This window comes from Ruegeria sp. CF8 (assembly GCF_056537285.1).
Map to the genome: position 1 here is coordinate 17,562 of NZ_JBQFRG010000011.1, position 14,825 is coordinate 32,386.

The following is a 14,825-nucleotide window of genomic DNA, read 5'->3' on the forward strand; positions in this document are numbered from 1 at the left end:
ATACTTTTTAACATCTATCTGACTTCCCAGCTTCACCCCAACGAGCGCCTGCGGCGCAGCGGCTCGGCCTCTACCGCAATCCGCTGCTTGAGCTTGATATGCCCCAGCACCTCGCGAAAGGCGCGGTGTTTGGGTTTGCCTTCCAGATAATCCGCCAGTTTGAGAAGGTTGATCGGGTGCTTCGCAATCCACGCCTCAATCCGCTGTACTGCGTCGTCTAACTCACAGGGATCCACGTACTGACAGGCCACCTGCGTAGGCGTCAGCAAGCAGTAACCCTGCGGGCGTTTCTCGGTATAACGCGCGATGTCGAAGGGCGACGCGCCGAGGGCGTGGAACTTGGGGATGTGCACACGCATATCGGCCTCAGCATGTTCCAACACAGTGCCCGAGGTCTGGCGAAATCCCAGCGGACCAAGCTTGCCGACCACATGGCGACGCATCGCCGGAGAGATCATGTCCACATCCGCCCGGTCGTATTTCAGATCATCGAACACCGACAGCAGCCCCAGCTTTTCATCGGCGATCTGGAAAGAGGGCTCGACGCTGAACTCTCGCATCTTCTCTAGCACCTACCTGCGCGCAGGTTTGGGATCTGAGACCAAAGCGACCTCGACAGGCTGAGCCGCCGAGATCGAGAAGGGTCGCAGCAATCGCCGGGTCAACGACCGCTGCCAAGATTGTTTTTGTTGTTCTTTCCCAAAGTCAGGCATGTCGTCCAACCGTCGCTTTGGCGGTTAACTTAGCACAGCTCGCTTATCCGTCCGCCTTCATCTCCGTATCAATCACAATAGTGATCGGACCGAGCGAGAATAGCCCCACGCCAACTTACGCCATGGATGGTAAGATCACCCGCCTCGTCCGTGGAGCGCCCCTTATCAACCATACAAAGCGCGGGCTTCGGCGAAGGACAGCAGGCGACGGCTTTGCTCATCCCACAGATGCAGCCGCGCGTTGGCGAGGCTTTCGCGGATGGTCATTCGGTTGCTGTTGGCCAGCTCATCATGATCGCGCAGCACTTCGGGCAGGCGATAAAAGGGAATACGGCTGTAGAGGTGATGCACGTGGTGGATGCCGATATTGGCCGTGAACCACTGCAAGACCGACGGCAATAAATAATGAGAGCTTCCGTGCAGCGCCGCTTCGTGCAGTTGCCAGTTCTCATCCGACTCCCAATGTGTGTCTTCGAACTGGTGCTGCACGTAGAACAGCCATACTCCGGCCGCCGCGGCAATCAGGGTTGAGGGCAGGAAGATCAGCAGCATCGGCATCAGCCCGCCAAAACAATAGACGGTCAGTAATATGGCCAGAATGGCGACATTGGTGGCCATGGCGCTGACCCAGAACCTAACGCTGTTGGTCAGGCCCAAGGGTAGGCGGTTCTGAAAGAGGAACAGATAGCCGGGGCCAAACACAAACAGGGTGATCGGGTTTCGGTACACCCGATACCAGAAGCGGTTCATTGGCGTTTTGGCCTGATATTCCGCCACGGTCAGGGTGTGGATGTCGCCCATCCCACGCTTGTCCAGATTGCCCGAGCTGTTGTGATGCGTGGAATGCGTGCGACGCCAGACATCATAAGGCGTCAGTGTCAGAACGCCGATCCCGCGCCCGACCCAGTCGCTGAGGGCCCGGTTTTTAAAGAACGCGCCGTGCCCGCAATCATGCTGGATGGCAAACAGGCGCAGCAGAAAGGCCGCATTGAGCACGGAAATCGCAAAGGCCAGCCAATAGCTGACCGACAGCGACATCCAGGACAACGCCCACAGCGCGAAGAAGGGAACAATGCTGACGCCCAGCTCGAACGTGCTGCGCAGTTGGTCCGGTTCGCGATATTTGGCAAGCGTTGTGACCCAGTCACGTGCGGCGGTTGTCTCCGGTTTGTCCCGAAGCGAGTGAGAAGGGTGAGTCATGCGCCTGCCAGTTTGGTGTTTTCAGGCATCCCGATAGACTACCACCCCGGCATGGCAAGTGGTTTCTGTTAAAACCGCTGCAATTCGTATTCAAATAAAGGTCAGAAAGCAGTGAGCTTGTCATCTAGGTATCATCTGGAAACCTCGTGCAGGAGGTTGTGATCGCACCGCAGAGCAGACGACAATCTACAGGCTTGCCAAGCCCCGCCATCGGGCCTATACGCCTGCGGTGGCTTTCCGCCATGAGAATCAAAACCAAGAAATGCCGTGTTTGGCCCATCACGCTTCGGGGGTCATATCCGGCTTAGGAGAAGCGAAATGAAACTGAACGAATTGCGCGACAATCCTGGCGCCGCTCCGAAACGCACTCGCGTTGGCCGTGGTCCGGGTTCCGGCAAAGGTAAAATGGGTGGCCGTGGTATCAAAGGCCAGAAATCCCGCTCGGGTGTGGCCATCAACGGCTACGAAGGCGGTCAAATGCCCTTGTACCAGCGTCTGCCCAAGCGTGGCTTCAGCAAGCCGAACCGCAAGGCGTTCGCCGTTGTTAACCTGGGTCTGATCCAGAAATTTGTCGAAGCCGGTAAGCTGGACGCTTCGGCTGCGATCACCGAAGACGCTCTGGTTGCGTCCGGTCTGGTCCGCCGCAAGCTGGACGGTATCCGCGTTCTGGCCAAAGGCGAAATCAGCGCCAAAGTGAACCTGGAAGTAACCGGTGCTTCGAAGTCTGCCGTTGAGGCAGTTGAAAAAGCGGGCGGTTCACTGACGGTCACAAAAGCTGCTGCGGCAGAGTAATCGCTTGTGAGCGGGCCAAGACCCGCTTACATAGACCTCAGAGTTTTCCAAGACGCCGTCCGAGCCGGAAAACGGTTCCGGGCGGCGTTTGCATAAGAGAGACCGATTTATGGTATCAGCAGCAGAACAAATGGCAGCCAATACAAGCTGGGCTGCTTTGGGCAAAGCCACCGATCTGCGCAACCGCATCCTGTTCACGCTGGGTTTGCTGATCGTCTATCGTCTGGGCACCTTTATTCCGGTGCCGGGGATCGACGGGCAGGCATTGCGCGAATTCATGGAGCAGGCGGGGCAAGGCATCGGCGGCATGGTTTCGATGTTCACCGGCGGGGCGCTGGGTCGGATGGGTATCTTTGCCCTCGGCATCATGCCCTATATTTCGGCCTCGATCATCGTGCAGCTGCTGACATCCATGGTTCCCGCGCTTGAGCAACTCAAGAAAGAGGGCGAGCAGGGCCGCAAGAAAATCAACCAGTACACCCGTTTCGGCACAGTGGCGCTGGCCACTGTGCAGGCCTATGGTCTGGCGGTTTCGCTGGAAGCTGGGGATTTGGCGACCGATCCGGGCATGTTCTTCCGTATGTCGACCATGATTACTCTGGTCGGTGGCACCATGTTCCTGATGTGGCTGGGTGAGCAGATCACCGCGCGCGGTATCGGCAATGGTATCTCTCTGATCATCTTCGTCGGCATCATCGCCGAGGTTCCAGCCGCGCTGGCGCAGTTCTTTGCCTCGGGGCGTTCGGGTGCCATCAGCCCCGCAGTGATCGTTGGCGTGATCGTCATGGTCATTGCCGTGATTACCTTTGTGGTCTTTATGGAGCGCGCGCTGCGCAAGGTTCACATTCAGTATCCGCGTCGTCAGGCCGGTATGAAAGTCTACGAGGGCGGCTCCAGCCACCTGCCGGTCAAAGTGAACCCGGCAGGCGTGATCCCGGCGATCTTTGCCAGCTCGCTGCTGCTGCTGCCGGTGACGATCTCAACTTTCTCGGCAGGTGCTGCGAACGGACCGATCATGTCGTGGATGTTGGCCAATTTCGGCCCCGGACAGCCGCTGTATCTGCTGTTCTTCGCTTCGATGATCGTGTTCTTTGCGTATTTCTATACGTTCAACGTGTCGTTCAAGCCCGATGACGTGGCGGACAACCTGAAAAAGCAAAACGGTTTTGTGCCGGGTATCCGTCCGGGTAAAAAGACCGCCGAGTATCTGGAATACGTGGTGAACCGTGTTCTGGTTCTGGGCTCGGCCTATCTGGCGGCGGTCTGCCTGTTGCCCGAGATCCTGCGGAACCAGTTCGCTATACCGTTCTATTTCGGCGGCACCTCGGTTCTGATTATTGTCTCTGTCACCATGGATACAATCCAACAGGTTCAGAGCCATCTGCTGGCGCATCAATATGAAGGGCTGATCGAAAAGTCCCAATTGCGCGGTAAGAGCAAGAAACGCGGCAGGAAGGGACCCGCTCGTCGATGAACATCATTTTGTTGGGCCCCCCGGGGGCAGGTAAAGGGACGCAAGCACAGCACCTGGTCGAGACACGCGGCATGGTCCAGCTGAGCACTGGCGACATGTTGCGCGAGGCCAAGACCAGCGGTACCGAGATGGGCCAGAAAGTTGCCGAGATCATGGACTCGGGCCAACTGGTCACAGACGAGATCGTGATCGGCCTGATCGAAGAGAAGCTGACGACCGAAAAGGGTGCAGGCTTTATCTTTGACGGCTTTCCGCGCACTCTGGCGCAGGCCGACGCCCTGGCGGCTTTGCTGACCAAGATGGGCCAGTCGCTGCACACCGTGATCGAAATGCGTGTCGACGACGAGGTTCTGGTGCAGCGCATCGTGGGTCGCGCAGAAGAGGCGCGCGCGGCGGGCAAGCCTGTACGCGCGGACGATAACGAAGACAGCGTTCGTATTCGCCTGATGGAGTATTACAAAAAGACGGCTCCGCTGATTGGCTACTACCATGCCAAGGGTGACCTGCGCCCGGTCAATGGCCTGGCCAGTATCGAAGAAGTCACCGCCTCGATCGAGGCGATTCTGGGTTAGGCTGCGATCAACCAGAATGTCAGGGCGCCAGAGATGTGGAAGTTCTTTGGGTTCGCGTGGGGGTTTCTTTTAGGCTTCATCTGCGTTGTCATTGTTGGTGGATCATCTTTGGTACACCTTGGCTCGCTGAACACCCATATTGATTTCTGCCGTGACCAAACCAGCAAACATTTCATCTTTGATCAGAGCGTAAGAGAGAAGGTTTGTTGGCCAGAATGATATGGGGTTGACGAGAGCGCCAAAAGCCCATATCGACCCCCATCCCTAAAGGGAATCAAGACCGCATGCGGGATTCGTCCCAAATGCCCCGACCACCTCGAATAATGCTGAACCCTCTGGCCACACTGCCACGGTAAAGCGTTGTGAAAAAAGGTTCTGGAGTTACGGAACCGCAACGAAAAGGAAAGTGACACGTGGCACGTATTGCCGGCGTAAACATCCCGACTGCCAAGCGGGTACCTATCGCCCTCACATATATCACCGGAATCGGCAACACCTCGGCCAAAGCAATCTGCGAAGCCGTAGGTATCGACGCAACCCGTCGCGTCAATGAACTGTCCGACGCCGAAGTTCTGGCCATCCGCGAGCACATTGACGCCAACTACACCGTCGAAGGTGACTTGCGTCGTGAAGTTCAGATGAACGTCAAGCGCCTGATGGACCTGGGCTGCTATCGCGGTCTGCGTCACCGCCGCAACCTGCCGGTTCGCGGTCAGCGCACCCACACCAACGCTCGTACCCGCAAAGGCCCTGCAAAGGCCATCGCTGGTAAGAAGAAATAAGGGAGGGTCTGACTGATGGCACGTGATAAGACTCGCGTTAAGCGCAAAGAGCGTAAGAACATCGCATCGGGCGTTGCCCATGTGAATTCGACCTTCAACAACACCAAGATCCTGATCTCGGACGTACAGGGCAACGCCATTTCGTGGTCGTCTGCAGGTACCATGGGCTTCAAGGGATCGCGGAAATCGACCCCCTACGCCGCTCAGATGGCTGCAGAAGATGCAGGCAAAAAGGCGCAGGAACATGGCGTCAAGACGCTGGAAGTCGAAGTTCAGGGCCCCGGTTCGGGTCGTGAATCGGCTCTGCGCGCACTGGCTGCTGTGGGCTTCAACATCACGTCGATCCGTGACGTGACCCCGATTGCTCACAACGGCTGCCGCCCGCCGAAGCGTCGCCGCGTCTAAGCGATTTTGAATTGAGCTGGGGCTGTGTTCGTGCACGGCCCCAGCACGTCATTTTGAACCTCGGGCGTCTGCACCTTGTTGGTCATGGGGCGCGGACAGGAATGGAGGGATTACATGATCCACAAGAATTGGGCAGAATTGATCAAGCCGACCCAGCTGGAAGCCAAGCCGGGCAATGATCCGGCACGTCAGGCGACCTTGGTTGCCGAACCGCTGGAGCGTGGCTTTGGTCTGACCTTGGGCAACGCCCTGCGCCGCGTTCTGATGAGCTCGCTGCAAGGCGCGGCCATCACCAGCGTTCAGATCGACAACGTCCTGCACGAGTTTTCCTCGGTCGCGGGCGTTCGTGAAGACGTCACCGATATCATTCTGAACCTCAAGCAGGTTGCCCTGCGCATGGAAGTCGAAGGCCCCAAGCGTTTGTCGATCAATGCCAAAGGCCCGGCCATTGTCACCGCTGGTGACATCAGCGAGAGCGCTGGCATCGAGGTTTTGAACCGCGATCACGTCATTTGTCACCTGGACGATGGCGCCGATCTGTTCATGGAACTGACCGTCAACACCGGCAAAGGCTATGTCTCGGCTGAAAAGAACAAGCCCGAAGACGCACCCATTGGCCTGATCCCGATCGACGCGATCTATTCGCCGGTCAAAAAGGTCGCCTATGACGTTCAGCCGACCCGTGAAGGTCAGGTTCTGGACTATGACAAGCTGACCCTGAAGATCGAAACCGATGGCTCGATTACGCCGGAAGATGCGCTGGCCTTTGCTGCTCGCATCCTGCAGGATCAGCTGTCGATCTTCGTCAACTTCGACGAGCCGGAATCGGCAAGCCGTCAGGACGAGGACGATGGTCTGGAGTTCAACCCGCTGCTGCTGAAGAAAGTGGACGAGCTGGAGTTGTCGGTCCGTTCGGCAAACTGCCTGAAGAACGACAACATCGTTTACATTGGCGATCTGATCCAGAAAACCGAAGCCGAGATGCTGCGCACCCCGAACTTCGGCCGCAAATCGCTGAACGAGATCAAAGAAGTGCTGTCCGGTATGGGTCTGCACCTCGGCATGGATGTCGAGGACTGGCCGCCCGACAATATCGAAGATCTGGCGAAGAAATTCGAAGACGCGTTCTAAACGCGTCTTCCCCAATGCCCGGGATGCCGGGGACCAAATGGGCACTTCCGCCCCAAGGAGAGCCGGTGACACGCATCGTCGGCCAGACAAAGCAAAACGCGAAAGAAGGAACTAGAAAATGCGTCACGCACGTGGTTACCGCCGCCTGAACCGTACTCATGAGCACCGTAAAGCTCTGTTTGCGAATATGGCCGGCTCGCTCATCGAGCATGAGCAAATCAAGACAACTCTGCCCAAGGCAAAAGAACTGCGCCCGATCATCGAAAAGCTGGTCACGCTGGGTAAGCGCGGCGACCTGCACGCCCGCCGTCAGGCCGCTTCTCAGCTGAAAGAAGACAAAGACGTCGCGAAGCTGTTCGAAGTTCTGGGCCCCCGCTACGCCGAGCGTCAGGGCGGTTACGTCCGCATCCTGAAAGCCGGTTTCCGCTATGGCGACATGGCCCCGATGGCGATCATCGAATTCGTTGATCGTGACATCGACGCCAAAGGCGCGGCCGACAAAGCCCGCGTTGCCGCCGAAGAGGCCGCAGACGAAGAATAAGAAAGCTTGGCTTTCTGATTATTGGCCCCCGCGTTCCGGACGCGGGGGTTTTTCTTATTGTTGCGGCACAAAACCCAAGGTTTGTTGCCAGAATCATGAACTTGGGCGATCCTCAAAGAAATTGAAGGATCGCAATATGTTTAGATATCTGATTTTTGCGCCTCTGTTTTGCGCAAGCACTGCGCTTTTCGCGCAGGAAACCACGGATGAAGCGACTGAAGCGGCGTCGCAAGAAACGGCTGACCTTCTGACCGACGCTGAGCTTCAAACGCTGGTCGCGCCGGTTGCCTTGTATCCGGATACGTTGCTCATCCAGATACTCGTTGCCTCCACACAACCGCTAGAGATTGTGAAGGCCGAGCGTTTTTTGATCGACAATGCAGACCGAGACCCGGCTGAGCTTGAACCTGAAATCGAGGCCATGGGCTGGGACCCGTCCGTCAGCGTGCTTGCAACAGCGTTCCCCGAAGTCGTTGGGCAAATGGCGACGCATGTCGACTGGACCGAAACGATGGGAACAGCGATGCTGGCCCAATCTGATGATGTGATGGATGCAGTCCAGGTGATGCGGGATCAGGCAATCGACAGCGGTGCACTGGTGTCCGGCCCGGAACAAACAGTCGAAGTCGAAGAGGATGAGACCGTCGTCATCACACCGACGAACACTGAAACCGTTTATGTTCCGCAATACGATCCTGCGACCGTGTATACGGGGCCATCAACGGGCGATGTTGTGGGTGCTGCATTGCTGACCTTTGGGACAGTGGCACTGATTGACGAGATTTTCGACGATGACGATGATTGGTATGATTATTGGGGGTGCCGGAACTGCGGCGGATGGGGCGGTGGCCCGATCTACAGAAACCCAAACATCGACATTGACGTCGATGGAAACGTCAATATCGGCAACAACATTAATCGCACAGATGTTGAGTGGAAGCCTGATACGAACCGTCAACAACAGGCGCGAAACAAGATAGCAGATCACAATCGGTCCGGTGGCGGTGCCGGCACCCTACCTGTTGACCGGCCAAATGGCCGCACAGATGAACTGCGTGCGAAGCTCAGCCGTGAATCCGGGGCTGCCGACATAAGTCGGGACGGCTCGGGCGCTGCGGCGTTGGCAGCCGGGGCTGGTGCTGGGGCGATTGCGGGTGGTGCGCTGGCCAACCGCGGCAATGACAAGCAATTACCGCAGGTCAATCGGGGGAATGTCGACACTGACAGAGCCGCCGCGAAGCAGAAGGCTGTGGACAGAACCAAGCAGTCCTCTGGTACCGCAAAGAAGCCGGTGAAAAGCAATGCGACCACCGCCAAGAAACCCCAGGCCCAAAGGGCTGCGGTGCAGCAAAAGAAACCTGCGGCCAAAGGGAAAGCCATGCAAAAGAAAGCGTCCGGCAAGAGAACCCACAGCGCGTCAAAACGCGGGCACGCGGCCAAGGGAAATCGGAGGAGATAAGATGCGGCATTTCATAGTTTCTTCGGCCCTTCTTGTCGCTACAGCTAGCGCAGCGGTGTCTGAGGGCGCGCATTTCAACAGCCCTCAAGCAGCGTTGGATGCGTTTGTCAGCGCACTGAAATCGGATGATCGGGGCCAGTTGTTGGACGTTTTTGGGGCTGACGCCGAAGACTTGCTGTCAACGGGCGACCCCGAGGAAGACAGGGCCAGGCGAGAAGAAGTGCTTGGCATGTACGCTGACGGATATCGCTTCCAGCCAGAAGAGGACAGTGTGGTCCTTTTGTTAGGGGAAGACAGCTGGCCGTTTCCTATTCCGATTTCTCGTGATGGTGATGAATGGCACTTCGACCTTGAGGCCGGCATCGAAGAGGTTTCAGCCCGTGAGATCGGGTTGAATGAGCTGGAAGTGATGGAATTGCTTGATGCTTATGTCGATCTTCAGGCGGCTTTCCGTTTGGCTGACCATAATGGTGACGGTGTGATGGAGTTCGCGCGTAACATCATTTCCGATCCGGGTGTGAAAGATGGTCTGTTCTGGCCCGAGGAAGACAGCTTTGTTGGCGCGGCACTTGCCCGGGCGGTGGCCTCAGGGTGGAGTGACGGAGAAGAGGATTACGAACCAGAACCTTTCCTTGGATACTACTATACGATTCTTCAGGGGCAGGGCTCTAATGCACCGGGCGGTGCATATTCGTACTTTGTGGGCGATCATTTTGTTGCGGGCCACGCGCTTTTGGCCGTTCCATCGGAGTATGGCGAGACAGGAATTCATTCGTTCCTGGTTGGAGAAAACGGGATCATATTCGAAGCAGACTTCGGTCCCGACACGCTGGAACGTACCGCGAGTATATTGGAGTACGACCCTGGACCTGATTGGTCGCCTGCGGAATAAGACTGACCTGCCATCCAAAGCGCACCCGATTGGTGTCGCATTTAAGCGATTTCCGGTGGTTTCGGGTGATGAACAATGCCTTCTTTCGCACGAACATGACGATAGTTTGAGGGGAGGTAGAGATGACAGTGCTTGCAGAACTACCGGCGCAATTCACCGGCCCATCCGTTTGGACCGGGCGAGAAATGGCCGCGCGGCAAGATGAATGGCTGTTGCATCTGAGCCCTGAGGATATCGCAGACCTTGAGCAAGCTGCGCGTCATTATCTGAGCCTGGGGCGGGATATCGGTGAAATTACCAAAGCGGATTTTCCACTGCACCGGTTCAACCGCCATCTAGAAGCCCTAAGGGACACACTGATCAAGGGTATTGGCTTCGAGGTGATCCGGGGCCTACCGGTCGAGAGCTATTCTCAGGAGATGGCCGCCGCGATTTTCTGCGGGGTAGGTGCCCATTTGGGATCAGCGCGATCCCAGAACGCGCAGGGGCATATTCTGGGTCATGTCCGGGATATCGGTGCGGATGCAAATGACCCGAACACGCGGATCTATCAGACCCACGAGCGCCAGACATTTCACACAGACAGCGCCGATATCGTAGGGCTATTGTGTCTTCGGGACGCCAAAGAGGGCGGGGATTCACTGTTGGTCAGCGCCGAAGCAATCTACAACCGGATGCGCGACGAATGCCCGGACCTGCTGCAGCGATTGTTCGACCCGATAGCAACCGACCGGCGCGGTGAAGTGCCGGAAGGGATGCAGCCATTCATGACTATTCCGCCCTTCAGCTGGCATGATGGTAAGCTGACTGTGTTCTATCAGCGTCAGTATATCGACAGCGCGCAGCGGTTTCCCGAAGCCATGCGTCTGACCCCAGAGCATGTCGCCGCTTTGGACAAGTTCGACGCCCTGGCAAACGACCCAGATCTATATTTGACGATGCGGTTGCAACCCGGCGATATGCAGTTTGTCTACAACCATTCTCAGTTGCATGACCGAACAGGGTTTGTTGACTGGCCTGATCCAGCCGACCGCCGGCATTTATTCCGCCTTTGGCTGTCTCCAGAAGGGGATCGGGAGTTGCCGGGTGTTTTCAAACAGCGATACGGGTCGATTGAAGTGGGCAATCGGGGTGGGATCATTACAAAAGGGACCCGTCTGCACGCACCGCTGGATTGAACGCGGGGGCATGTGCTTGCATTAGCGCGCCCGTAGTCGCATATCCTACGCAGTTTTTGAGGTAGAGGTATCCATGCTTCGCGCGACACTTATCGCTTTGACCTGTGCAGTTTCCACATTTGCGACGGCTGAAACTCGTGTGCCGCAGTCGCAGGCCGAGATTTCGCTGGGCTTTGCTCCTGTGGTGAAAAAAGCCTCTCCTGCGGTCGTGAACATCTATGCAAAAATCGTGCGGCAAGGGCGGGCCAGTTCGTTCTTTTCGGATCCGTTTTTTCAAGACTTCTTTGGCCGGGGCTTTGGGACACCGCAACCACGGGTGCAAAACTCGTTGGGCTCTGGGGTGATCTTGTCCGAGGACGGCTATGTCGTATCCAACTATCACGTCGTTGGGTCCGCAACAGAGATCCGGGTTGTTACCACGGACCGGCGCGAGTTTTCGGCCACAGTTGTTCTGGGCCATGAGGAAAGCGATATTGCGATCCTCCGTTTGGAAGAGGCCGAAAATCTGCCGTTTCTGAGCCTGCGGGATTCCGATCAGGTCGAAGTGGGAGAGCTGGCTTTAGCAATCGGAAACCCCTTTGGTGTGGGGCAAACCGTGTCCTCGGGTATCATCTCGGGTCTGGCGCGCACCGGAACGGCAACCGGCAACGGTCGCGGGTATTTCATCCAGACAGATGCGGCGATCAACCCGGGCAATTCCGGCGGCGCATTGATCGACGTGAATGGCGATCTGATCGGGATCAACACGTCGATCCTGACGCGGTCGGGCGGCTCCAACGGGATCGGTTTTGCCATCCCGGCAAATCTGGTGGCCGAGTTCCTGAAACAGGCGCAGCAAGGTAATGATAGTTTTGTCAGCCCATGGGCGGGAATGTCGGGTCAGCACATGAGCGCGGATATCGCGGAATCTCTGGGGCTCGTTATCCCGCTGGGTGTTGTGATCTCGGACCTGCACGACCTCAGCCCGCTGCGCGAGGCGGGGCTGAAGGTGGGCGATGTTGTCACACATGTAGACGGGGACGAGGTGAACTCCCCCGCTGAAATGAAGTTCCGCATGTCTATTGCGGGTGTGGGTGGAAGCTCGGTTCTGACGCGGCTGCGCGGCGACCAAAGCGATGAGGTCGAGGTGGCCTTGATCAAAGCACCTGAAACACCCGCTGCCGAAGAAACCGCGCTGGACGATACGACAGTTCTGCCGGGTTTGATCGTGTCCCGGATCAATCCGGCGGTGATCACCAAGCTGGGCCTGCCCCTGTCTCTGACCGGTGTTGTTGTGGTTGATCCGGGCCCTTATGGCGCGCGGGCCGGGTTGCGACCCGGCGATGTGATCGAGACAATCAACGCGGTTGATATTCAGCGCCCTGGTGACGTTGAACGCGCGATGACAAACCCGGGACGCCGAGTGCAGATGGGTCTTCAACGCGAGGGCCGGTCCGTGTCCTTGCGATTCCGGCTGTAACGTATGAGCGATCTGTTCGACACCGGGCCAACCGAACCCGTCGATGCCCTGCACCGCCCTTTGGCGGATCGATTGCGGCCCCAATCACTGGGCGACGTCATCGGTCAGGAGCAGGTGTTGGGGCCGGAGGCCCCGCTGGGCGTGATGCTGGCGGCGGGCAGCCTGTCCAGTCTAATCTTCTGGGGTCCGCCCGGGGTAGGAAAGACGACCATAGCGCGGCTTTTGGCGCAAGAAACCGATCTGCATTTTGTCCAGATCAGTGCGATATTTACGGGTGTACCTGACCTGAAGAAGGTCTTCGAGGCCGCCAAGATTCGCCGACAGAACGGGCAGGGGACGCTGTTGTTCGTGGACGAGATCCACCGTTTCAACAAGGCGCAGCAAGACGGGTTTCTGCCCCATATGGAAGACGGCACTATCTTGTTGGTGGGCGCAACAACCGAAAACCCGTCTTTTGAATTGAACGCCGCTGTGCTGAGCCGGTCGCAGGTTCTGGTACTGGAACGGCTCAGCCTTGCCGATCTTGAGCGCCTGACGCAGCGCGCCGAGAAAGAGCTGGACCGCGCATTGCCTTTGACCCCCGCCGCGCGCGATGCGTTGCAGGAAATGGCCGACGGTGATGGACGAGCGTTGCTGAACCTGATCGAACAGGTCTCGGCCTGGAAGGTGGACGCGCCGCTGGATCCCGATGCGCTGTCGACGCGGCTGATGCGGCGGGCGGCGAAATACGACAAGTCGGGTGATGAGCATTACAACCTGATCTCGGCCTTGCATAAATCGGTGCGTGGGTCTGACCCGGATGCGGCGCTGTACTGGTTCGCCCGCATGCTGACCGGCGGCGAAGACCCGCGCTATCTGGCGCGTCGGATTACGCGGATGGCGGTTGAGGATATCGGTCTGGCGGACCCTCAGGCGCAGGCCATTTGCTTGCAGTCGTGGGAAACGTATGAACGGTTGGGGTCTCCCGAAGGGGAATTGGCGCTGGCGCAAGCCTTGGTTTATTTGGCGCTGGCCCCAAAGTCCAACGGGGCTTATGTCGGCTACAAAGCGGCCATGCGACTGGCTAAGCAATCCGGCAGCGAGCCACCGCCCAAGCATATCCTGAACGCGCCCACTTCGCTGATGAAGGACCAGGGATATGGTGCGGGTTATGCGTATGACCATGACGCCGAGGACGGGTTTTCCGGTCAGAACTATTTCCCAGAAACGATGAAACGCCCGGTCCTGTATCAGCCGGTGGAACGCGGGTTCGAACGAGAGCTGAAAAAGCGCCTCGATTATTTCGCCAAGCTTCGGACACAGCGCAACAGCTAGTTACGCAAGGTCAGTATTGGACATGCCGCCGCGTCACAGGCGACAGGTTTTCAATTGAACGCTTCCCTTGGGTCAAGACCAGCAAGGGAGGACGGGAAATGCCGGTTTCAATTGAAAAGACCCAAGACGTCTGGACCATCATCCACGACAGGCCGGATGCACGTAACGCCGTTGATACGGAACACGCTGTGGCTTTGGTTGACGCGTTCTTGAGTTTTGAGGCCAGTTCAGCCAAGGCAGCTGTATTCTGGGGTAAAGGCGGTAATTTTTGTGCGGGGTGGGACCTGAAGCTTGCCGCCTCGCTTGCGGATCCGGATCTGCGCGAGGCTTACTTCGACAAGCACAACTTTCCAATAGGTTCAGCCACTTCGACACTTGGGCCGATGGGTCCGTCCCGTCTGGAGCTTTCGAAACCGGTCATCGGCGGGATTGAGGGTGCCGCCGTGGCCGGTGGAATGGAGCTTGCCCTTTGGTGCGACATCCGTGTGATGGCGGAAACGGCATATCTTGGTGTTTATTGTCGCCGCTGGGGGATTACCCTGATGGATGGCGGCTCGGTCCGGTTGCCGCGTTTGGTGGGGCAAGGCAAAGCGCTGGAGATCGCCTTGACGGGTCGGAAAGTCGAGGCTGAGGAGTGTTATCGGATCGGGCTGGCGGAAAAAATTGTCCCTCACGGAGACGCGCGCAGCGCAGCCGAGGAAATGGCCCACGAAATCGCACGTTTTCCGCAAGAGGCTGTTCGGGCCGATCGCCGTTCGATCATCGAAACGCGCGGCATGCCGGTGCGCGAGGCGCTCAAGGTGGAGTGGGCCAACGGGTTGGAGGCGATCCGCCGCGAAGGAACCTCGGGCGCGGGGCGTTTCCGGGACGGGGCCGGGCGACACGGGGATTTCTCGAACATCTGAGCACAACA

General features: G+C 57.7%; 15 protein-coding genes. 13 read left to right on the forward strand and 2 right to left on the reverse strand.

Going from position 1 to position 14,825, the window contains the following annotated elements; all coding sequences use genetic code 11:
• Nucleotides 1–32: 32 nt before the first annotated feature.
• Both ACR0EV_RS20285 and ACR0EV_RS20290 read right to left on the reverse strand, forming a co-directional pair.
• Nucleotides 33–560, reverse strand: coding sequence for a hypothetical protein (locus ACR0EV_RS20285; RefSeq protein ID WP_480801757.1), 528 nt, complete (start codon nucleotides 558–560; stop codon nucleotides 33–35).
• Between the two features lie 318 nt (nucleotides 561–878).
• On the reverse strand, nucleotides 879–1,913 hold the full coding sequence (locus ACR0EV_RS20290; protein ID WP_480801758.1) for a fatty acid desaturase: 1,035 nt from the start codon (nucleotides 1,911–1,913) through the stop codon (nucleotides 879–881).
• Between the two features lie 318 nt (nucleotides 1,914–2,231).
• Between ACR0EV_RS20290 and rplO the strand changes: the two genes are divergently transcribed.
• The 13 genes from rplO (at nucleotide 2,232) to ACR0EV_RS20355 (ending at nucleotide 14,817) form a co-directional block, all read left to right on the forward strand.
• Complete coding sequence (rplO, locus tag ACR0EV_RS20295) at nucleotides 2,232–2,705, forward strand: 50S ribosomal protein L15 (protein WP_480801759.1); 474 nt, start codon at nucleotides 2,232–2,234, stop codon at nucleotides 2,703–2,705.
• A gap of 109 nt (nucleotides 2,706–2,814) precedes the next feature.
• Nucleotides 2,815–4,179, forward strand: coding sequence for a preprotein translocase subunit SecY (gene secY, locus ACR0EV_RS20300; protein ID WP_171091989.1), 1,365 nt, complete (start codon nucleotides 2,815–2,817; stop codon nucleotides 4,177–4,179).
• On the forward strand, nucleotides 4,176–4,751 hold the full coding sequence (locus ACR0EV_RS20305; RefSeq protein ID WP_480801760.1) for an adenylate kinase: 576 nt from the start codon (nucleotides 4,176–4,178) through the stop codon (nucleotides 4,749–4,751). The genes secY and ACR0EV_RS20305 overlap by 4 nt, the downstream gene beginning before the upstream one ends.
• 413 nt (nucleotides 4,752–5,164) lie before the next feature.
• Complete coding sequence (gene rpsM / locus ACR0EV_RS20310) at nucleotides 5,165–5,533, forward strand: 30S ribosomal protein S13 (protein WP_298387605.1); 369 nt, start codon at nucleotides 5,165–5,167, stop codon at nucleotides 5,531–5,533.
• Nucleotides 5,534–5,548: 15 nt separating this feature from the next.
• The gene (rpsK, locus tag ACR0EV_RS20315) at nucleotides 5,549–5,938 is read left to right on the forward strand and encodes a 30S ribosomal protein S11 (RefSeq protein ID WP_008757289.1); all 390 of its coding nucleotides are present in this window, start codon (nucleotides 5,549–5,551) and stop codon (nucleotides 5,936–5,938) included.
• Nucleotides 5,939–6,052: 114 nt separating this feature from the next.
• Entirely contained in the window at nucleotides 6,053–7,069 is a 1,017-nt protein-coding gene (locus ACR0EV_RS20320) for a DNA-directed RNA polymerase subunit alpha (protein ID WP_050605850.1), read from the forward strand.
• A 118-nt stretch (nucleotides 7,070–7,187) separates the two neighbouring features.
• On the forward strand, nucleotides 7,188–7,610 hold the full coding sequence (gene rplQ, locus ACR0EV_RS20325; protein WP_171181624.1) for a 50S ribosomal protein L17: 423 nt from the start codon (nucleotides 7,188–7,190) through the stop codon (nucleotides 7,608–7,610).
• Between the two features lie 136 nt (nucleotides 7,611–7,746).
• Entirely contained in the window at nucleotides 7,747–9,069 is a 1,323-nt protein-coding gene (locus ACR0EV_RS20330) for a DUF3300 domain-containing protein (RefSeq protein ID WP_480801761.1), read from the forward strand.
• A 1-nt stretch (nucleotide 9,070) separates the two neighbouring features.
• Complete coding sequence (locus tag ACR0EV_RS20335; RefSeq protein WP_480801762.1) at nucleotides 9,071–9,961, forward strand: DUF2950 family protein; 891 nt, start codon at nucleotides 9,071–9,073, stop codon at nucleotides 9,959–9,961.
• A gap of 122 nt (nucleotides 9,962–10,083) precedes the next feature.
• Nucleotides 10,084–11,139, forward strand: a complete 1,056-nt coding sequence (locus ACR0EV_RS20340) for a TauD/TfdA family dioxygenase (RefSeq protein ID WP_480801763.1) — start codon at nucleotides 10,084–10,086, stop codon at nucleotides 11,137–11,139.
• Nucleotides 11,140–11,212: 73 nt separating this feature from the next.
• The gene (locus tag ACR0EV_RS20345; protein ID WP_480801764.1) at nucleotides 11,213–12,598 is read left to right on the forward strand and encodes a trypsin-like peptidase domain-containing protein; all 1,386 of its coding nucleotides are present in this window, start codon (nucleotides 11,213–11,215) and stop codon (nucleotides 12,596–12,598) included.
• A gap of 3 nt (nucleotides 12,599–12,601) precedes the next feature.
• Nucleotides 12,602–13,912 (forward strand): replication-associated recombination protein A, encoded by a 1,311-nt coding sequence (locus tag ACR0EV_RS20350; protein WP_480801765.1) that lies wholly within the window; start codon nucleotides 12,602–12,604, stop codon nucleotides 13,910–13,912.
• Between the two features lie 98 nt (nucleotides 13,913–14,010).
• Complete coding sequence (locus ACR0EV_RS20355; RefSeq protein ID WP_480801766.1) at nucleotides 14,011–14,817, forward strand: crotonase/enoyl-CoA hydratase family protein; 807 nt, start codon at nucleotides 14,011–14,013, stop codon at nucleotides 14,815–14,817.
• Nucleotides 14,818–14,825: the final 8 nt, after the last annotated feature.